Annotated in this window: 18 protein-coding genes and 2 pseudogenes; 8 read left to right on the forward strand and 12 right to left on the reverse strand. The window is 33.6% G+C overall.

The features are described from left to right. Window positions 1-34: 34 nt before the first annotated feature. Together ACFEL1_RS02630 and ACFEL1_RS02635 are read right to left on the reverse strand one after the other, a co-directional pair. Window positions 35-1,594 (reverse strand): annotated as a pseudogene (locus ACFEL1_RS02630) (methyltransferase regulatory domain-containing protein); the annotation flags it as partial. A gap of 143 nt (window positions 1,595-1,737) precedes the next feature. Next, window positions 1,738-2,469 (reverse strand): outer membrane protein, encoded by a 732-nt coding sequence (locus tag ACFEL1_RS02635; protein WP_375331374.1) that lies wholly within the window; start codon window positions 2,467-2,469, stop codon window positions 1,738-1,740. 189 nt (window positions 2,470-2,658) lie between these two features. Here ACFEL1_RS02635 and ACFEL1_RS02640 point away from each other — a divergent pair, with 189 nt between their 5' ends. Beyond that, entirely contained in the window at window positions 2,659-3,363 is a 705-nt protein-coding gene (locus ACFEL1_RS02640; RefSeq protein ID WP_342278387.1) for an HD domain-containing protein, read from the forward strand. Here ACFEL1_RS02640 and ACFEL1_RS02645 read toward each other — a convergent pair. The 7 genes and pseudogenes from ACFEL1_RS02645 to ACFEL1_RS02680 all read right to left on the reverse strand — a co-directional run bounded on the left by ACFEL1_RS02645 (window position 3,266) and on the right by ACFEL1_RS02680 (window position 13,213). Continuing rightward, window positions 3,266-4,640 (reverse strand): annotated as a pseudogene (locus ACFEL1_RS02645) (MFS transporter). The gene ACFEL1_RS02640 and the pseudogene ACFEL1_RS02645 overlap by 98 nt on opposite strands. A gap of 155 nt (window positions 4,641-4,795) precedes the next feature. Beyond that, window positions 4,796-6,085 carry a histidine--tRNA ligase gene (gene hisS, locus ACFEL1_RS02650; protein WP_375331375.1) on the reverse strand — a complete coding sequence of 430 codons (1,290 nt, stop codon included), beginning with the start codon at window positions 6,083-6,085 and terminating at the stop codon, window positions 4,796-4,798. Between the two features lie 5 nt (window positions 6,086-6,090). Beyond that, window positions 6,091-7,485, reverse strand: a complete 1,395-nt coding sequence (locus tag ACFEL1_RS02655) for an amino acid permease (RefSeq protein WP_342278384.1) — start codon at window positions 7,483-7,485, stop codon at window positions 6,091-6,093. A gap of 376 nt (window positions 7,486-7,861) precedes the next feature. Further along, window positions 7,862-8,959 (reverse strand): tRNA 2-thiouridine(34) synthase MnmA, encoded by a 1,098-nt coding sequence (gene mnmA / locus ACFEL1_RS02660; protein WP_375331376.1) that lies wholly within the window; start codon window positions 8,957-8,959, stop codon window positions 7,862-7,864. Window positions 8,960-9,414: 455 nt separating this feature from the next. Beyond that, a complete protein-coding gene (locus ACFEL1_RS02665) occupies window positions 9,415-11,046 on the reverse strand; it encodes an ABC transporter permease (RefSeq protein ID WP_375331377.1) in 1,632 nt (543 codons plus the stop codon). 518 nt (window positions 11,047-11,564) lie between these two features. Then, window positions 11,565-11,840 (reverse strand): AbrB/MazE/SpoVT family DNA-binding domain-containing protein, encoded by a 276-nt coding sequence (locus ACFEL1_RS02675; RefSeq protein WP_342278381.1) that lies wholly within the window; start codon window positions 11,838-11,840, stop codon window positions 11,565-11,567. A 98-nt stretch (window positions 11,841-11,938) separates the two neighbouring features. Continuing rightward, window positions 11,939-13,213, reverse strand: a complete 1,275-nt coding sequence (locus ACFEL1_RS02680) for a penicillin-binding protein activator (protein WP_375331378.1) — start codon at window positions 13,211-13,213, stop codon at window positions 11,939-11,941. 24 nt (window positions 13,214-13,237) lie between these two features. Here ACFEL1_RS02680 and rsmI point away from each other — a divergent pair, with 24 nt between their 5' ends. The 3 genes from rsmI to ACFEL1_RS08370 all read left to right on the forward strand — a co-directional run bounded on the left by rsmI (window position 13,238) and on the right by ACFEL1_RS08370 (window position 15,159). Then, a complete protein-coding gene (gene rsmI / locus ACFEL1_RS02685; RefSeq protein ID WP_375331379.1) occupies window positions 13,238-14,089 on the forward strand; it encodes a 16S rRNA (cytidine(1402)-2'-O)-methyltransferase in 852 nt (283 codons plus the stop codon). A gap of 354 nt (window positions 14,090-14,443) precedes the next feature. Continuing rightward, on the forward strand, window positions 14,444-14,722 hold the full coding sequence (locus tag ACFEL1_RS02690) for a CopG family ribbon-helix-helix protein (RefSeq protein ID WP_342278378.1): 279 nt from the start codon (window positions 14,444-14,446) through the stop codon (window positions 14,720-14,722). Then, the gene (locus ACFEL1_RS08370; RefSeq protein WP_410521691.1) at window positions 14,722-15,159 is read left to right on the forward strand and encodes a type II toxin-antitoxin system RelE/ParE family toxin; all 438 of its coding nucleotides are present in this window, start codon (window positions 14,722-14,724) and stop codon (window positions 15,157-15,159) included. Before ACFEL1_RS02690 ends, ACFEL1_RS08370 begins: the two co-directional genes overlap by 1 nt. 530 nt (window positions 15,160-15,689) lie before the next feature. On the opposite strand, the gene ACFEL1_RS02705 is transcribed toward ACFEL1_RS08370, so the two are convergent. The 3 genes from ACFEL1_RS02705 to ACFEL1_RS02715 all read right to left on the reverse strand — a co-directional run bounded on the left by ACFEL1_RS02705 (window position 15,690) and on the right by ACFEL1_RS02715 (window position 17,177). Continuing rightward, window positions 15,690-16,160, reverse strand: coding sequence for a hypothetical protein (locus ACFEL1_RS02705; RefSeq protein ID WP_375331381.1), 471 nt, complete (start codon window positions 16,158-16,160; stop codon window positions 15,690-15,692). A gap of 2 nt (window positions 16,161-16,162) precedes the next feature. Next, window positions 16,163-16,417, reverse strand: coding sequence for a hypothetical protein (locus ACFEL1_RS02710; RefSeq protein WP_375331382.1), 255 nt, complete (start codon window positions 16,415-16,417; stop codon window positions 16,163-16,165). 61 nt (window positions 16,418-16,478) lie between these two features. Continuing rightward, complete coding sequence (locus ACFEL1_RS02715; protein ID WP_375331383.1) at window positions 16,479-17,177, reverse strand: M15 family metallopeptidase; 699 nt, start codon at window positions 17,175-17,177, stop codon at window positions 16,479-16,481. A 325-nt stretch (window positions 17,178-17,502) separates the two neighbouring features. On the opposite strand from ACFEL1_RS02715, the gene ACFEL1_RS02720 reads away from it, so the two are divergent. From ACFEL1_RS02720 to dapE, 4 genes are all read left to right on the forward strand, one after another. Then, a complete protein-coding gene (locus tag ACFEL1_RS02720; RefSeq protein WP_342278374.1) occupies window positions 17,503-18,138 on the forward strand; it encodes an epoxyqueuosine reductase QueH in 636 nt (211 codons plus the stop codon). A gap of 569 nt (window positions 18,139-18,707) precedes the next feature. Next, window positions 18,708-19,643 (forward strand): TAXI family TRAP transporter solute-binding subunit, encoded by a 936-nt coding sequence (locus ACFEL1_RS02725; RefSeq protein ID WP_341762493.1) that lies wholly within the window; start codon window positions 18,708-18,710, stop codon window positions 19,641-19,643. 30 nt (window positions 19,644-19,673) lie between these two features. Then, window positions 19,674-20,102, forward strand: coding sequence for a universal stress protein (locus ACFEL1_RS02730; RefSeq protein WP_341747208.1), 429 nt, complete (start codon window positions 19,674-19,676; stop codon window positions 20,100-20,102). Between the two features lie 65 nt (window positions 20,103-20,167). Continuing rightward, window positions 20,168-21,322 (forward strand): succinyl-diaminopimelate desuccinylase, encoded by a 1,155-nt coding sequence (dapE, locus tag ACFEL1_RS02735; RefSeq protein ID WP_375331526.1) that lies wholly within the window; start codon window positions 20,168-20,170, stop codon window positions 21,320-21,322. Window positions 21,323-21,331 lie beyond the last annotated feature (9 nt).

A 21,331-nucleotide genomic window follows, 5' to 3' on the forward strand; every position in this document is an offset into this window, starting at 1 on the left:
TTCTTGATTTTCTGTTTTAGAGTATATCTTATCTTTAAATCAGCAGAGCATTAGTCACGAATCTAGTTAGTGTAGGTTGCAAGAATGTTTCTAATTCTTTACTGACTTCATCAATATTCTCTATTTTTTTACCGTCACGGCTTAATGTCATCTCACCAGAATTAACATGCTGCATGACAGATTCAATTATTTGCTTATTATCATGCTTACCGTCCATATATTGCAGAGCAAATTTTTCAAAAAGGTTAATAGCTACCACCTCATGTCTTTGGTTTGTCACCCACATATTGGGTGTATGAGCTACCTGATATGCAATAAGCTTTGATGTTTTAGGTTTATTAATATCTACTTCTTTTCGAGTTACCTGTAACGTTATATTAATATATCCTTGCAATACTAATTTCATGGCATTAGCTAAGAACTCAGCCTTTATTTCATTCAATTTTGTTCCATGTAATTTTTTATTGCTACTCACGGCAATTTTATCAAAACTCATTGGGTTATTGATATTCTCAGAGAAAGTATAGAGTATTGCTTTCATATAAGGAGAAGATGTTGATAAACTACTATCCTTATTACCATTATAAAAAAACTTCTCTGTTTCAAGTGAATTAAGATCTATATCAACAAGAGGCTTTTCTGGTACTATATTAAATGTCATATTAAATTTATTAATATCCTCATTATTGATAGATCTATTTAATTTAACACTATTATGGCAAAGTAAGGTTGATCTAAATCGACGATTGGTAATGAAATCCATATATTGTTCGGTTCTAACAATATCATTTATTGCTTGTAATTTCTCCACCACTTTTGCCGGCATATTTCCTAAATACATGCTAGCTATACTACAATCAGACAGATATTGTAGATTATTTTTTTTAGCCTCATCCATAAATTCATGAAAATAATATTGTACATTATCTTCTTCTAGATGGTCATGACGCAAATAATGATCATTTTGTTTGGCAAGCAAACTGGCTTCAGATTTTAACACTTGAGCATAAGGAGAGTCGGAAGTTTCTAAGCTATCCTTAACAAATTCAAGTAACAATCTAGATTGAGCAATTTTATCTTGAATGTTATTAAATGTATTTGAGTGATAAAGCATCATATCTCTTATGGTACGAACCATATTCCAACCAGGTAGTGTATTATAACTAATATACGCGATTCCATTCTCTGATAAATTTTTACTACTTACTTCAAAAATCTTATCCTGAACAAATTTTGGTACCCAAGAGATTACTCCATGAGTAATTATGTAATCAAATTTACCAAATGATTCATCAATATCTGTAATAGAACAATGTCGGAATTCTATATTTTTAAGAGCTAATCCTTCTTTATGTTTATTAGCCTCATCTATTTGCACTTTAGATAGATCAACTCCAACAAAATGTGCTTTAGGATAATTAACAGCATGAGGTATTAAATTCCCGCCTGCAGCACATCCTAGCTCTAGAACTCGTGCAGTTTCAATTGCTGTTGGTTTCATCCCAAATAAAACAGCAAGCGTCCGTAGGTGATATGGATTGGTTAAGGCGTACGGATAACTTTCGTAAGGCACTTCATCGTATGTATTATGAGGTGCTGAAGGTGAGTTCTAAATTAGTGGTCATATATTCTCCATAACGTAAAACAAAACACGGATAACACCGTATTTTGTTGTCAATTCTTTAAATTTTTACTAGTATACACTAAAAAATTCAATACACTAATAGTCTTCTTGCATTAAATTGGTAACTTATAAGTAAATCCTATACCAAATTCTCCAACCCCTATGGTTTTTTTAATAGGAGTGGCTGGTATAAATTGCTGGGTTTTCATATCCAAAGTAGCATAGTTAATCTTTATTGAATGAGCAGCTTGTAATTTTACTGCTGCATCAATGCTAAAATTGCTAGATAACTCCTTAGAAAATCCAAGACCCACTTGCCAAGCAAAACAATTACTACGAGTTGTTTTAATTCTAAAATACTCTACATTCATTAAATCCCAATGAGAAGAAGCAGAGCTAACTTTTACCCGTGCCACCCCAGCACCTAATATAACAAAAGGAGTTATTTCCTGCACTTTATCGAGATCATATACTAAATTAATCATATATATATTGGAAATTACCTTAGTGATCCCTGGAGTTTGTGGTATAATTAGAGAGGGAGCTAGTTCTTTTTGTGGTAAAACATAATGTAGTCGGTATTTTGGTTGGTGTGTTACCGAAAGCTCAATTGCCATTTGCGGATAGAAGCTATAACCAATCTTACCACTATACATCTTAGACCTTTTTAAAGTAAAACCAGTGCCGGAATTATGGCGAAATTTTTTCACCACCGGCTCTACTATTCCAGCTTCCGTCCCAATATAAAAAAATCTCTGATCAGCATTAATCTCTTCTGCCTGAGCATTGGCAAAAAATAATGAATATATATAAATCGTAGATAATATTTTCGGTAATTTATTCATTATAATTTTATACTTATTGAAAGCGTGGATTATATAATTATCTATAGGCAGGTCAATATAAAAATTTTTATTAGTAATTTTGGAAATTGGTATAAATATTTATCTTTTTCAAAAAAATACAATAAACTCCTAGTAATATTCTAATTTTTAGTTTAACTTGTATAGTGATTTAAAATATTATGGTTTTTTATGGAAGATAGTAATTATTGGGACAACTCAAAGTATGCACCTTGTCAATATGCTACTAGGTTACTGGACAAATTACGTAAGATGAATGAGGAAGTAAATAGACCAATAGATATTGATGAGGTTATAAAGGCTATTTATTATGCCAAGAAATATCATGGCAGCCAAATGAGGCAGTCAGGCGAGCCTTATTACTCTCACCCAATAGAGGTGGCGTATATGATCTCTGATTATCTTTTCCGCACTGACATTATTGTTACCAGCATATTACACGACACCATCGAAGACACTACACTTACCGAAAAAATGATTGCCTATATTTTTGGAGAGCAGGTTGCTAGTCAAGTAGAAGACTTAAGCAGGAACAAGCCTCACGGGAAGATTAGCTCGGCGGAAATTATGGAATCGTTATATAGACAAAAAAAATATGATGTAGCATTGATTAAATTATTTGATAGAAAGCATAACTTACAGACTCTAGGAGCTAAATCGCTAGAGAAAATGAAAAAAATCATCAAGGAAACTATGGAAGAGTTTATAATTGTTGCTATGCATTTAAAAATACCAGCAATACCACAAAATTTAGTTGCATTATGTTATCAAAATTTATCTATACCACAGTGCGTCCAACATAATCTATATCAGACTTTTGTGGATAATTCCCAGCTTCTTTCTCCAATTTTTCAAAATGATATAGACCAACTATAAACCCTATAGTTGTTGGAAGTAATATTATTAATAATCCCCAATTACCTAAATATTCTACCAAATAAACAGCCCCAAAAGAAGTAATAACATACATTAAGGCACGTGATAAAGCAAATATAAAACTAACGGAGGTAAAGCGTTTAAAGATAGGAAAATGCTTATAAGTAATTGCTGCGACAGGGGCAATAACAAAGAACATAGTAAATGATTGGATTAAAAATAAGTCAAAAGGATTTCTAATATTATTCAATAAATATGGGAGAAACAATATGAAAATGAAACATATATGTTATTACTTTAAGGATTTTTAAAGGATAAATAATATAGCTTAAATATGCCAGCAAGCATATACCTAATAATTGTATTATAGAGACGGTAAAATTTTGATGAATAATTTGCTCAGCACTATAACCAAAGGAATTTTTAAGGATATTACCACAATAAATATAAGTAAAGTAAAAGCAAAATGGTCGTGTACAATTCATCATAAACAAAGTCAACAATGTTTTTGGGTTAGATTTTTCATTATAAATTGGATGACTTTCCACATGTTTTTTATCTATGCTCACCTTATTTGAAACATTATCTAAAATTCTTTTTAAATAACGTTTAGCATCGACAAATTCTGGGGTTTCCCTAAGATTCGTCCTAGCTACAACACCCACTAAGGCAATTCCAGCCCCAACCCAAAAAGCAATACGCCAATTAAAGCCATTTCTAGTAACCAAATAGGCAATAGCTAAAGCAAACATTCCGCCTAAGCTACTGGAAATTCCAATTAACGAAACAGCTGGATATTGCACAGGAGGTTTCGTTATTTCAGTAACATAGAGTTCTGCTCCTATTACTTCCCCCATAGAAGATATGCCCTGAATGATACGACATATAGTAACTAACCAAGCAGCAGTGACGCCAATTTGTGCATAAGTGGGTAAATTAGCCATAACAATGCAAGAAATAGCCATCGTAGAAGTTGTTATGATAACAGTGGATTTACGGCCTATATTATCGCCTATCCAGCCAAATAACAAGGCTCCAACTGGTCGAGCAACAAATGTAGAACAAAAAGCGATGGCAGAAAGAAGAGAAGTAGTGTGAGGATCATATTTCGGAAAAAAAAGCTCATTAAGAAGTACAGCCATATGAACATAAAGCATCAGGTCAAAATACTCTAAGAACGTGCCAATTGAGAGTAATCCAATAGCTTCTTTTTGTTGTTTAGTTAGACTGGTCTGAGTATATATAACCCTACCATCTGCTCGTACAAATTTGCTCATATATAATTATAATTTGTTTACATTAACTAATAATTCACCTTACATATAGCATTTAAAAATTGCAAGACGTCTATTAGCGAGACCACGTGAGTGTCGTGGCAATCCACATTCTTAGATTGCTTCGTCGCTGCGACGCAGCTCCTCGCTAATAGACGCTAGGCTGTTTTTCCTATGACTTTTAAATTGCCATGGGGGTTATGCGTAAGGTGAGTTAATAATTCTATAATTTGTTCAAATTGCAATAGATATTCTTGTTGTTTATCAAGATCTTTTAATTTTAAATTATTACTCATTTGTTCATTATCACCAACAAAAATAGCATATTTAGCCTTTTGTAGATTAGCTCGTATTATTCTTTTAGCTATTTTGCCGTTATTATCTAAGGTAACAGAAATATTTTTTTGACGCAATTGATTTGTTAAAATTAAGCAATATTCTAAATTATTGTCGCTAATGGGAAAGACAAATACTGGTCTAGGTTTAGATATGTGGTACTCTCTCATTAGGCTAAGGCGTTCAATTCCAGCAGCAAAGCCAATGGCTTTTACTTCAGGACCTCCCATAAGTTTGCTTAAGCCATCATAACGACCACCAGCAAGAACTGTCGACTGACTAGCAAGGTTGCTAGTAGTAAACTCAAAAGCTGTATGACAATAATAGTCAAGTCCCCTTACTAGTCTTGGATTAATGATATATTTTATATTGAGTAAATCTAAGTATTTTAGTAAATCGTCAAAATATTTTGTAGCATCACTGCTATAATATTGAGATATTAGTGGACTATTTGCAACTATTTTTTTATCATTCTCATCTTTCGAATCTAATATACGCATTGGATTCTTGATAAGCCGCTTTTGGCTATCTTCTGATAATTCTGACTTATAATCATTGAAATATTCTACCAACTGTTGTTGGTAAACAGCACGAGTTGCAGTACAACCCAGTGAGTTTATTTCTAAAGTTGTATCTTTATCTATCTCTAAAGTCCGAAGAATATCTAATGCAAGCTTGATAGTTTCGGCATCCGTACTAGATCCTTCTCCCCCAATATACTCAAAATTTATTTGATGGAACTGCCTTTGTCTTCCAGCTTGTGGTCGGTCGTAACGAAACACTGGACCGCTTGAAAAAAATTTAATAGGTAATGTTTGTTGCAAGTTATTAGAGATAAAAGCCCTGATAATGCCAGCCGTAAACTCTGGTCTAAGAGAGATATGATTACCACTTTTATCAAGAAAACTATATATTTCCTTACTTATTACATCAGAAGTCTCTCCAAGTGTACGATCAAAGACTTTAGTATATTCAATTATAGGTGTACTTATGGCTTGATAACCATAAAGCCCACCTATATGTTTGGCTGTGTTTATTATGTAATCGTGAATTAGGTAATCCTCAGGTAGTAGGTCTTTCATACCACGTAAAGATTGTAATTTATCACTCATACAAATTAGACCTCTCGTTTTATGAAAAATGACCTAAAAATATATAGGACAAACATTGCCACAAACCAGTATATTAGTACTTTCCCCGCAGTCATTAAATTAAACTCACCATCAACTATTTGTATAACTAGTAAGTATAGACAAGCTACTAAAACAAATGGGATAATGATAAAAGCAGCAGGACATTTAAACGGTCTTGTTGCATCCGGCATTTTTATTCTAAACAACATAACTATTATAGCAACTGCCGTGTAATCTATTAAAGCTCCCATAGATGATAGCTGTATAAGGATTTCCGTTGGACAAAATCCCCCTAATATAGCAGCAAGGGCAGAAAATAGTAAGATAGTAATATAAGGACTATCATATTTAGTATGTAGTTTGGCAAAACTTTTAGGTAGTAACCCATCTCGGGCAATTACATAAAAGATACGAGACGTACCATAAATATTCATCATTAGTACTGTAGTCATACCAGCAACAGCACCAGTAGCAACAATTGCCGAACCAACATTACTGTTATTTAGGCTTAGTGCATAAGCAAGTGGTTGATCATTATTAAGTTGATCAAAAGAGGCTATGCTAGTAGCCAATCCAGCTATTATAACATATACTATTGTTGAAATTACCAGTGACCCAATAATGCCAATCATTAAATCACGGTTGGGGTTTTTACATTCTTCAGCTGTAGCAGCTATCGTACCAAAACCTGTCATAGCAAAAAATAGAATAGATGCTCCAACTAGCATATTACTAAAGCCGAAAGGTAAAAAATTCTGCCAATTCGTAGCATTAAAATGTGGTGCAGCATATATGATAAAAGCAAATATAGCTGCCATTTTTACAAATACCAATAGAGCATTTAGCTTTTTACTATCTTTTGTTCCTAAATATAAAATAAAAGAGATAAATACTACGATAAGAAAAGCTGGTAAATTTATTATACCACCATTGGCAGGTACAGCAGTTAAAGCCTTAGGTAAATATATTCCGCCTGCTGACAATATTGCCTGAGCATATCCGGACCAACCGGCCGCAACAGTACCAGCAGCAAAACCAAGTTCTAGTATAATAACACTACCAATTAACCAAGCAAATACTTCTCCAAAAGCTACGTAAGCATAAGTATACACACTACCAGAAGTAGGTAACATTGTAGCAAGTTCTGTATAAGCAAGAGCAACGAAAATACAGGTTACACCTGCAATAGCATATGATAACGTAACAGCCGGTCCAGAATATTTGGCAGCAACTATACCAGTAGTGACAAATACACCTGTGCCTATTATAGCACCAAGCCCTAGTAGTACTAAGTCAAATGCTCCTAGAGTTTTATTAAGACCACTAGTCTTACCTAGTTCTTTTATTGATTCAAAACTTTTTCTTGTTAAAAAGCTCATTAATTCCTCCGATTTTAATAATAGAAAACCCTAGAAGGGTGTATTAATCTAATACTATACTACTATCGTATCACTAGACTATCAGTAGTAAAAACGATGTCACCCCACAACTGTCGAAAGTTCAACAAACGTCATTGCGAGGAGACCGTAGGTCAACGAAGCAATCCATATGACAAGCTTCATGGATTGCTGCACTCACGTACGTTCGCTCGCAATGACGGTTTAGGGCTAACAACGCTCATCGCAATGACGTTTGTTGAATTTTCGACAGTTGTGGACATCACCCCTAATGGCGATGATTACTTGAGCCTACTATTAATTTATTACATCAATAGTTGAGGTTATTTTATAAAAATAGACTTTTTTGAAATTGGATCTATACAATCTCTCTAGTAATCCATCCCCCTCCAAGGACTCGATCATTATCATATATGACACAAGCTTGACCAGGAGTTACAGATTTTTCTGCATACATTAACTTTACTCTAATTTCTGTATTACTTATTTTACTAATCTTGGCAAAGGTAGCAGGTCGAGTCGAACGAATCTTAACTTTTACATCAATTTCTTCTTGTTCGGTCATTTTTTTACCAAGCCAATTAACATCCTTAATAGTAAATTCGGTTGAGTCTAAAGCCGAATCTGGACCAACATATACAATCTTTGTAGTAGGATCAATTCTTACTACATAAAGTGGTGTCTGAAAGGCTATGCCAAGACCACGACGTTGACCTACAGTATAATTTATTATACCATTATGTGTCCCAAGTTCAAAGCCATCTACATGAATTATTTTACCTTGCTCATTAGCATTTTTTCGTATACCACTAATTACCTTCCTATAGTCGCCATCCGGTACAAAACAAATATCTTGACTATCAGGTTTATCGGCAACGCTTAGATTAAATTTGCTAGCAAAATCTCTTGTTTGCTCTTTGCTCAATCCTCCCAAAGGAAAAGATAGATAATTTAATTGTTCCAAAGTAGTTGCAAACAAAAAATAACTTTGGTCTTTTCCAGCATCAATACCAGTATGTAATTCTGCCCCACCTATACCTTCGATTTTTCGAACGTAATGACCAGTAGCAAGACAGTCAGCCCCTAAATCTTTTGCTACTTTTAGCAGATCTTTAAATTTAACCGACTGATTGCATTTTATGCAGGGCAGAGGCGTTTCACCTTTTATATAACTATCAGCAAAGTCATCAATTACTGATTCTTTAAATCTAGACTCATAGTCTAAGATATAATGCGGAATGTTCAACTTATCTGCTACCATTCTTGCATCGTAAATGTCCTGCCCAGCACAACAGGCATTTTTTTTCTTGGTAGCTATACCGTGATCATATAATTGTAAAGTTATACCAATGACTTTATGACCTTGTTCATGGAGCATAGCAGCCACTACTGAGCTATCAACCCCACCAGACATTGCAACTACTATCGTAGATGGATTGTTTATTCTATTATTCATTGTATTGCTAGCCTAGCTAACCTGAATTCGATGTAACTTAGTTACATCGAATTCAGGGATACATATAGAAACAATCAGGTTTGAAGCGGTTCTGCACCTGATTATTAAATATTAATTTGCTAATAATCTTATTTTTATACAATATAAAAATAAGATTATTAGCGGTAATAGATTAAAATGCATTCGTAAAAGCCGCTTCAAGAATGCATTTTTTCTTATAACAAGCCAATTCTATAAAGAATTAATAATCCTTATATCGAATTGAGGCTAGCTAAACGAAACATTACATTATAATCACTTTACAGCTAAATGCAATAGACTTTTTTAAGAATTTTCGGATATTCTAGATTCATAGAATTATAGCTGAAATCTTTTAATAGAATACTCATTTAACGGTTGCCAAAATAAACGATTAAACAATACCACAAATAGAGCCATAACTCCCATACCTAAGACTATTTTTTAAAGTCAGCCTTTATTGTCATTTCAGCTATATAACTTCCAATACCGCTTGCTGCTATTTTCCGATCGCCAAAATTAATAATTTCTGCCACAATACTAGCATTCCATGCCCCACCTGATGCAGTTATTGCTCCTGTTATAAAATATGGGGTAATTGCTGGTAACATGACTTTGAACCACCAATTCCAACCACTGACTTTAAAAATTCTTGTGGCATCTTTAAGATCATTGGGAATAGTAGATGCTCCTACTATAACATTAAATAATATATACCATTGAGCTCCCATAATCATCAGAGGACTAAGCCAAATATTAGGGTTTAAATCGTAACGAGTAATAATTATAAAGACAATAGGAAATAATAAGTTTGCTGGAAAAGCTGCAAAAAATTGTGCTAGTGGTTGTACAATAGCTGTTACTTTAGGATTTAGTCCAACATATATACCAATCGGTACCCATATAATTGCCGCAAGAATTATAAGTACTACCACACGTAACATAGTAATTGATGCTAAAACAAATACGTTCAATAGTTCAGACCAACCAATATCGTAATGCAAGAAATGATATATGTAATAGACCGAAAAACATGCTATGCCGCCCAGTACAGTATACCATAAATAATCGCTCCACGAAGTATTATTGGAAAAATTATTTGATGAACTTGAATTTATTTCGCTATAACGATTAAGTATGGGGAGATAAAGTATAAATTTTGCAATATAAGCAATAGGGGAGAATAATTTGTGAATAATCAAACTTCTTTGAAATAAATTGAATGCCCAAGAATGTGGCACGTTATTACCTGCATTCATTTCATAACGAAATCTATCAGACCATGCCACTAGAGGTCTAAGTAGCAATTGATCATATGATATAATCACCAGTGACATTGACATAATTGCTGAGCTAATTGCATAAAGATCTTTCTGTGTAATTGCTAAAGCAATATATGATCCTATTCCAGGCAAGGTTATATGGGTATTGCCAACTGTGATAACCTCTGAAGCTACTACGAAAAACCATCCACTAGATATTGATACTACAATATTCCAAACTAATCCTGGCACTGCATATGGAACGCTGACCTGCCAAAATTGCCTCCATTTTGACATTCTAAAAATATATGCTGCATCATGCAATTCTTGTGGGATATTCTTAAGCGAATAATAAAAACTAAATGTCATGTTCCAAACTTGCGATGTAAAAATGGCAAATATCGCTGCACATTCAGCTCCCATAATACTTGACGGGAAAAGAGCTAAAAAAACTGTAACTGTAAAAGAAATATATCCAAGAATAGGAAGAGATTGAAGAATATCTAGTAACGGAATTAATATTTGTTCACATTTCTTGCTTTTAACAGCTAGGCTGGCATAAATAAAAGTAAAAATTAATGAGACAATTACTGCAATTAGCATCCTCAAAAGCGTTCTGAGAGAATACTGAAAAAGATTACTATATTCTAGAGTTACTGGTTGCTGCTCTAATACAGTTATTGGTGCTGCCATCTGCTTTAAACCCCAAGCAATAAAGATAAGGATGCTAGCGATTATCAAAAATGTTAACAAATTGAAGATAAAATTGGACTGAGTTTTTTTTGAATATTTTATAGACTGTATCATTAAATTTAACCTTAACTTAAGCATCTTCTACGTCATTCCTGCGAAAGTAGCAATATCTAAAAAAATAACCAAGAAAGATATTATATATTTTTAGACTCTGCACCGAAGTTTACTATAGTAAATTCAGGAGGATTGGGTAGCAAGAGCGATATGCTTGTTCTTCACAAAAATCTATAATTTTGATACCGGAAAGCTTTATCAGGTTTCTACAGTCGTCTTCTGTTAAATTTTGTACTTCAATACAGTATTTGTATACTTCCGCAATATTTACACTTGAGATTATTGCATATTTCATATGCTGCCTTATGGATTCATATCCAAGTTCTTTTGCAAATAGCATTAGACTTCTTTCGAAACTCTACTTCTGCTGGTGATTTGTACGTCGATGCGGTACTCGAATCCTCACGTACATTAGAGTACGCTGCGGGTCGAGGTTCCGCGTCTCCTTCACACCCTTGCGCATAAGCGAGTTTCGAAAGAAGTCTATTATAAGAGCAGAGGAATCAAACACTATTTTATTAGCCATTTTTTATACTTCTATTTTCTTCTATTTGGTATTCTTCATGCTTTCTATTTATAAAATCATCTACCACTGAATCTTTTCTATTATTTTGGTTTTTTGTAAAGATTGCATGCATCTCATCTATTATTTGGTTAGCATTAATTATCTTTACCTCATTTTCATAAACTTCTAGATTAACTTTATCACCCGGTTGTATATTAAGCCTTTCTCTTATTTCTGATGGAATCAATATTCTGCCATGTTGATCCATGTTTGTTATTAATTTTTCCATATTTTATATCAAATACTTGTGTAAGTTATTTTATCATTTATTACTATATGTCATTTAGATAAATTACGCAATAAATTGATAGATTTACCCCGTCTAAGTCATAATTTGTTATCGCTTTTTGCTATGGTACTATACAGACCATCTTCTTTCTTAATTATATCATACTCTCTTTGAGCTATTGAATCGATGAAGTAGACATTACCTGATATACCAGTATATGGGGTTTTGCCATTAATAGCTGCTAAAAATCGTTCTTCGGTAAAGTTGGTATCTATATATTTTGATGTTATCCTTCCTAGATCATAAGCTACAGCATGCATGAAAGACAAATGATTAATACCTATATTTTTAGCCCTTTCTATTATATTACTATTGACAATATTCAATGAACCGGTGAAGATAATACTTATAGGTTCAGAACGATCGATATCAATTCTGTTATCACCTATTATAATTGCTTTCTTATCTAAATTATGCTTATGAATACTATCAAAAAGCAAATCTAAATTTTTACTATCATCTGACAGATAAATTACAGGTTTAGTTGCCGTATCCTCCATTTCATTTAAATTATCAACACTATTTGAGACAGTTAAAACCGCCTTTTCTATTGATTCCGGTATATTAGCATAAAATTCACTCCGCACTAAGGTAGAATTTTTTTGAATTAGTATATTTTGGATAAGTTGGTTTATAGTTTGTGCATGACTACCTGAAGGTAAAAGTGCAATGAAATTTTTATAATCATGATCGGCAAAGTAATTAATTATTTTTATGAGTTGCTTTGACGGAGCATGACCGAATACAAAAAGTTTTTTGTCTGCCAATACAGGATTATTAGACATGGTAATGATAATAACATCATGTGCTTTAGCTTTATTGGCAATTAGAGAAGTAAGATTTGAATATAATGGTCCGAGAATAATTTTTGTTTTACGTAGCAGTATTTTATCCATTGCAGCAAGTACCTGCTTTTCATTAGAACCATCATAAGAAGTAACATGAACATAAGTTTTTAAGCCATCTTCTAGACCCATTTTAATTAATTGGTTGTATTGCTTACCTAATGTAGAATGTTCTCCTGTTAGGGGCATTAAAATAGCCACTTCTAGAGTTTCCTGAGCAATTTCTTTTGCCCTAGGAACAACAACCTCCTTATTAGATTGGCAAGAAAATAAAGAGACAAGACATATAAATGATAAGGTGACCTTTAAAAATTTTTGTGCATAAGTCAATCTAGTTGGTGATTTTGTCGTCGAAACTCGCCTTAGTTCCTCACGTACATTTGAGTACGTGCCTCGACTCGGCTTCGTTTCTCCTAAAAATCTCGAAAGCTTCTTTGACTTATGCAGGAAGTCTTTTATATTGCTCATAATGCTTACTTATAGGATTAAATTATGATCTTCAAACCAGGACTGTACATTGTCTCAACACCTATTGGTAACCTAGATGATATAACACTCCGGGCTTTAGAAACGTTAAAAAATTCCACAATTATACTGTGTGAGGATACTAGAATATCAAGAAAATTACTAGCAAAACATAATATAAAGACTAAGTTACAAGTATATAATGATCATAGTGATTATCAAGAAAGAGAATTTATCCGCACATTAATTGATAATGGAGCAATAGTTAGTCTAATATCTGATGCTGGAACACCGTTAATTGCTGATCCTGGTTATAAACTAGTAAGAGATTTAAGGAAACTTAATTATCACATAGATGTAGTGCCGGGCGTTTCGGCATTAACTACCTCTATAACCATTTTTGGATTACCATCAGATCGCTTTTTATTTGCTGGATTCTTACCAAAAACTATTGAAGGTAAAAAGAAGATTTTTACAGAATTATCTAATATAAAAGCAACTTTGATTTTTTTTGAAACTGCTAGCAGAATAGAACAATCGCTACATACAGCTTTTACTGTTTTTGGTAATAGGGAGGTATGTGTAGCACGAGAACTTACTAAATTTTATCAAGAAGTAAAGTCTGGGTTAATAGAAGATGTAATAAATTTCTATAACTCGAACATTATTAAGGGGGAAATAGTACTGCTAATTTCTGGTGCTGCTGAACCTAATAAAGCTCTTCTTGCAGATGACTTAAAAAAATTTATAGATTTATACTTATCTAAAGGATGGAGTGCAAAAAGTGTCACAGATATAGCTAATGAAAATTTTGGAAGAAGCTACAGCAAAAAAGAAATATATTCTATAGTTAACAAAATCAAGAATTTAAGTGATTAATATATACAGGGCAATTTAAAAGTCACAATCATTAGTTGCTATAGATAGAAATCTAACCACTATCGATGTCATCCCTGCGAAGGTAGGTATCTATATTACTTAATAGTCTTTCAGGCTTATTTTTTTAGATTCCCGCCTACGCGGGAATGACATCGAGTGCATATTAAGCACTTTTTCCTTTATCTATTAGGCTTGCAGCCCGACTTTTAAATTACCCTGTACACTTCTCCTAATTCGAGAGTTGCAAACACAAATTAAGTAGTGTATAGTATTACTTATAAATACTTAGCGGAAGTTCGATGTAACTTGTTACATCGAACTTTCGGTTACTTAATACTATAAAGGAGACTGAGTATGAAAAGAGCTGATGATAATATTGTAGTAAGCGTGAAACTTGCACCGCAAATTAAGAAGAGGTTGCAAGTGCTTGGTAAAATTAAGCGACGTTCAGCACACTGGCTGATGAAGGAAGCAATTACTAATTATCTCAAATCAGAGGAACATGAAGAACAATTAAAACAAGAGACGATACAGCGTTGGCAAGAAGCAGGGGAAGGTAAATTTTTAGGAAATGACAAAATAACTGAGTGGCTTGATAGATGGGGAAGTGATAAAGAAGAGGAAAGACCTTAATGGAAAGATTAGTATGGTTGGAATCAGCAATTGCAGATTTGGTACGACTGAGAAAATTCATTGATAGAAATAATCCTAATGCTGCAAAGAGAGCAGCAGAAACAATAGACCTTTTGCATAATTCTACTTCTGCTGGTAATTTGTGCGTCGGTGCGGTACTCGAATCCTCACGTACGTTTGAGTACGCTGCGGTTCTGCGTTCCGACCCTCCTACAAATTCCCTAGCAGAAGCGAATTCTGCAAGAGGTCTAATAAAGAAAGCAGTTATCACACTTATAGAATTTCCTTTGACAGGTAAACCGGTGACTAATCTAATAGATTATAGGGATTTATATATTCGATTTGGCTTATCAGGTTATATACTACGATATCGAATATATGATGATACCATCTACGTAGTCCATATTAGACATGATAGGGAAATGGAATTTAAATGATTTGAGCATACTTCTCCTACTTCGAAAGTTGCAAACCATTAGTACCTTACATTTTTCTATAATCGTCATAGCAAGGCTCTTTAGATGCCGTGGCAATCTAGGTAAACAGCGAAGCTGTTTTTTTAGAGTAACGCTTCGCGTATCCTAGATTGCCGCGTCGCCGCTTTTTCGCATAGGCGTCAACTTAAGAGCGTAATGATTGAACATGTATAAACAAATTAAACACAGCCGTCATCGCGAGGCATCGTTAGATGCCGTGGCGATCCAAATAAACAGCGAAGCTGTTTTTTAGAGTAACGCTTCGCGTATCTTAGATTGCCGCGTCGCCGCTTGCAGCGGCTTCTCGCAATGACGTTTAGGTTTGATTTACTTATACATGCTCAATTATTACGCTCTTAAGTTGACACCTATGCACTTTTTCGCGACTCCTCGCAATGACGTTTATTGAACTTTCGACAGCTGTGGGTGACATCCGAAGGGGCAGGGATGACACCTAGGCTATTAACCCGATGTCTTACATCAAGCTGAGGTTAATTGCAGTCCTCGTTAAAGGGTAGATTTTCACCCGTTAAATCGCAGCTAGCAACATTAGACATTTCATGTGAACTGCCAGCTGCTACATCATTAGGGGGATTGTCGTTTGTATAAGAATCATTAATTGTTAGGCTCTCTATCAGTGCTTCTAGATACTCTTTAAGTTCAGGGTTAGGTAAATCTTCATTTAGCAGGGGATTTTCATTTAAAACTTCATCTTTAGACTTTTGTGATAGTGTAGCTATAGTTTCTAAGAGTTTTTTATTATCGTTACTCCAACTACCAAGAGTACTCTCCTGACAGCTAGCAGCACTAGATGCCTCTAGTGGTTTTATAGATATAGCTTCTGTTGATACATTTGAGACTTCATCCGATTTTTTTGAATCATCCTTGGACACCTCGCAACTAACAGCACTAGACGTTTCTTCCTGTTGTTGAGAAGAGTTCTCTTGTGGTTTATTAAGCAAATCTAATCTATGATTCCAGGGATAAAATTTAGGGCAAAATTGCCAAATGGATCTTTGGCTAGTTGCTTCTCTAATACTTTTGCTGAAGTCATACCCGGTTGCATATTCTTTAGATAACCTCCAAGGACTTTTGGGTTAGGCCAAGATAATGTTGTTTCTGGGATTCCACTGAGAAGTTCATCTTCAGAAATTCCTAATCTACAAGCTGTCTTTTGTAAGAGTTCTTTATTAGCTTCTATATTTTTATCTTTACTCATTTTAATTCCTCCTTAAATAATTATTACTTTTTTTTAAGTTATTATACTTAATGCAAGAAGTTTATTCAACATCAAAATCAAAATATTTATCTTTATAAGGTTCGTCTTGTAAGGTATAATGCCACCACTCAACCGAATATTCCTTAAAATTATGTTTTTTCATTTTTTCACGTAGATAATTACGATTTTGTAAGTAAAGTTCATCAATTAGTTTACTATCATGGGAGGATACTAGATCCATAAGATCTACAGAGCTATACATGTCAACCGTATTATCATCAAAATAAGGGATTAGACGACCATCTTTTAGAGGTCTTTTTATCATTTTAGGGTTTGGATTTAATTGTTTTCCAAGTTCGATAATAGTTAAATCTACAGTACTTCCACGACTATGAGGTGATCGTTTAGCAACATAACCTAATTGAAAAATTTCAGCCTTATTAATGTATGGATAATAAGAGTCTTTCATTTTTTGATCAGCAACATCTTCTCCCCAGCTGATGAAATGTTGTACAGCTTTATTAGGTCTATAAGCATCATAAATTACCAAAGAGTAGTTATCATTTTTTATATCTTGCTGAAGATTTTTTAAGGCAATAGCCGCTTCTTTAGTTAGTACAGCTCTATTAGCTTTATAGCCATCGATCTGCTTTCCTATAAAATTTCTAGTATCATAATACATCATCTGTTGAATTATAGTAGGATCTATTTGATCCAAATACACAAAACCTTCCGGTAAATTGGTCGTTTTATTTAACATAATATATCTCTCAATTAAACCAATATTCAATATTTAGTAACAAAATTATTGTTAATAAAAAATAATAATTTATTATACTTTTTTCTACAATACAATATCTTAATGCTAACCCGACTAACATTTATCCATTTGTTTCAACGGAAAGGATGTAATCCCCCCTTCGGTCAGGAATCTATAATATTTCAGGGTTTTCTGAACACTATTTTAGATCACCGCCTACGCGGGGATGACAACATTGCCCTAGATCAACTATGGATAAATACTAATCGAGTTAGCTATATTGTATGTTATTTTAAAATTTTATAAAGAAAATTAACAGATAATTATGAATGAAATTCTAGAAGTACCAAATGGTGAAAGTAAAGTACTACTACACTCCTGCTGTGCTCCATGTTCAGGAGAGCTGATGGAAAAAATGTTAATGTCCGGTATTAATTTAACTATTTTTTTCTATAACCCTAATATTCATCCTAAAAAAGAGTATGAAATTCGTAAAAATGAAAATATCCGTTTTGCTGAAAAAATGGGTATCAGTTTCATTGACGCAGATTATGACGTGCAGAATTGGTTTGCGAGAAGCAAAGGTATGGAATATGAACCAGAAAGAGGTAAACGCTGTTCTATGTGTTTTGATATGCGTTTTGAACGGACAGCTCTTTATGCCTATGAGAATGATTTTAAAGTTATTACCAGCTCTCTTGGTCTTTCCCGCTGGAAAGATATGGATCAAATTAATGAATCAGGGATCAAGGCTGCTTCTCATTACGATGGAATAACTTACTGGACTTATAATTGGCGTAAAAATGGAGGTAGCAGTAGAATGTACGAAATAGCTAAACGTGAAAATTTTTATAAGCAAGAATATTGTGGCTGCATCTACTCACTTAGGGACACCAATAATTGGCGTAAGTTAAATAATCGTAGTGAAATTGAAATTGGAGAAGCATATTATAAGGAATAACTAAGTGTGCAAGTTTTAGTAAGTATAATAGTCCTTAAAGGTTGATGTCATTCCCGTGTAGGTGCATAGGCGTCAACTTAAGAGCGTAATGATTGAACATGTATAAACAAATTAAACACAGCCGTCATAGCAAGGCTCGTTAGATGCCGTGGCGATCTAGATAAACAGCGAAGCTGTTTTTTAGAGTAACGCTTCGCGTATCTTAGATTGCCGCGTCGCCGCTTGCAGCAGCTTCTCGCAATGACGTTTAGGTTTGATTTACTTATACATGCTCAATCATTACGCTCTTAAGTTGACACCTATGTGCTTCGGTGCGGAATCTAAGAATACAAAACATCTTAGACTTAAAGATTTTTAAGATCTCCGCCTTCGCGGGGATGACACCGAGGTTACTTAAGTTAATAAAATTTGCACACTTGGTAAGGAATAAGGATTTTTTTACACATGAATTGTAACAATTATCTTGATTATCAATAATAGTAAAGGTACTTTGGATAGGGAAAATGATTTATTAAATTTTAAGTCTTAAGGTATTAGTGGTCAATTATTTTTAGTGTATAGTGTTATTTATGAATAATTTCAGAGTTTTATTGGTAGTTTTTTGCCTATTTTTTACTAGTAATTGTGTTTTTGCTTCACAGAAAACAGTGAGAATTGGGTCTGGTTCTATTTTGAAGGGTTATTACTCTATCGGATTGGATCTGTGTAAAACCTTTACTTTAGCTGATAAAAGTGTGAATTGTGAAGTAGTACCTACTAGTGGAGGGGTTGAAAATTTAGCTTTGCTAAAAGAAGGTAAGATAGATTTAGCTTTAGTGCAATCTAATGTAGCACTTGAGGCTTTTGAAGGTACTGGGTATTACTCTAATACAGAAAAAATGCAAGAAATGCGTCAGGTACTTAATCTATATGATGAGTTTTTTACTGTTGTTGTAAAAAATCGGGATGAGATAAAGACTTTTGCAGATATTGAGGGTAAGAGAATATCAAATGGCTTGCCATTCTCTAGTAATACTATTACCTACAATGCTATAAGGAAGTTATATAATTTTACTAAAGAACCAATAGATGTTGATGAAATTAATTATGAAGAGTCAATAAAAGAATTTTGTAGCGGTAAAATTGATGTGATAATGATGACGGTAGGTCATCCTAATGCCTTGGTGGGATTTATTGCTAATAGCTGTAAAGTTGATTTTGTACCTATTGAAGATAATAAAATTGCACAATTAATCGCCACTAATAAAGCTTTTCATAAGGCATTACTGGATAAAACATTATATCCTGGGATCACTCTCGATCAGAATACAGTAGCAGTAACAGCAATTTTAGTTACTAATAGCAATATGGATGCTAAACTATTGGATAAATTTATCGGAATGTTTCACAAAAACGTAAAACATTTTAAACATTCTAATTATATGTTATATAATATAGATATTAAGCATTTTGCTGATACCAATAATTTTGTTTTGCCAAAACATTCAGTAGTAAGAAATAGATAATAATATAAATGCACCGGAGTAGTGTTAATTGTGTTTAAAAATATAATAATACCAATAGATTTGTCGGATAAACAATCAGTTAAGGTGATATTACCAAAGGCTTTAAGTTTTGCTACTATTTTTAGTGCCAAATTACATTTTCTTTATATCATCTCGGATTTCGGTATGAAAATGGTTGAGGATTATTTGCCTAAAAGTTGGGCAAAAGATCAAAAAGAAAAATATCGGGTACAAGTAACAGAATTAATTAGACAATATGTGCCGGAGGAGATCGAAGTTGAATTGCATATTGGTCGAGGGGCAGTATATGATGAAATAATACAATATGCCAATGAAGTGAAAGCTGACTTAATCATTATTTCAGCAGTAAGACCACAACTCAGAGATTATATGTTAGGTCCCAATGCGTCCAAGATTGTGCGGCACTCGGGTGTGTCTGTTTTGGTTGTCAGAGAATAAAACATTGGCTAGATATGAGAGAGGAATTTTTAGGAAGAACTATAAGTTGATGACTATTGGAGGTTATCTTGATAAAATTTCTTGAAGACTTAATTAGTTTTCAATCAGTAACTCCTGAGAGTAGTGGTTGTATTGAATATATTAATGAATTATTAGAAAAAAATGGTTTTAAGACTGAAATCAAAATATTTGGAGAGGATAATTATAAAGTAACCAATCTTTATGCTGTTTATGGTAATGCAAGACCTAATATTTGTTTTGCTGGACATGTTGATGTCGTGCCAACAGGTGATAAGGCATTATGGCTTAACGACCCTTTTATAGCAACTACCGTAGGTGATAAGATTTATGGTAGGGGAGTTGTTGACATGAAGGGAGCGATAGCATGTTTCCTAGCTGCTAGCTTAGATTTTATTAAGTTAAATCCAACTCCGCATGGTTCAATTAGTTTTCTAATTACTAGCGATGAGGAAGGAAACGCCAAATATGGCACTGTGGAAATGTTAAAATATTTGCATAAGGGTGGTAATAATTTGATCGATCTTGCTATTGTAGGTGAACCAACAAATGAGCGTCAAATAGGTGATACCATAAAAATTGGTCGGCGAGGAAGTATTAACTTTAACCTAGTTCTATATGGTACAATGGGGCATGTGGCATATCCATTACAAGCCAGTAATCCGATTACTCCTTTAGTTCAGATACTCAATGAGTTGGTTAATTATCGACTGGATGAAGGAAGTGAATTTTTTCAACAGTCGAATCTAGAAGTTACGTCTATTGATGTAGGTAATGATGTTACTAATGTAATTCCTTCAAAAATTACAACAAAGTTTAATATTCGTTTTAATGATCTTCATTCATCATCGAGCATAACAGATTTGATAGATCAGATAATTAATAAATATTGTGCGAAATATAACTTTAAATATGAATTAAGTAGTGTAACTTCAGCTAATTGTTTTATCCAAGAACCAGTAGGGTTAATTGCCGATTTTGTTCGGGTAGTATCTAATACAACAGGAGTATATACAAAATTATCTACTAGTGGTGGTACTTCTGATGCGAGGTTTATCCAAAATTATTGTCCTGTTGTGGAATTTGGTTTACAATCTAATACAGCTCATAAAATTAATGAATACACAGAAATTAACGATTTACAAAGTCTGTATCATGTGTATTATAATTCTCTGATAAAACTCCTAGCTGAACCTATTTAATTAAGTTGT

This window comes from Candidatus Tisiphia endosymbiont of Oplodontha viridula (assembly GCF_964264865.1).
GTDB lineage: Bacteria > Pseudomonadota > Alphaproteobacteria > Rickettsiales > Rickettsiaceae > Tisiphia.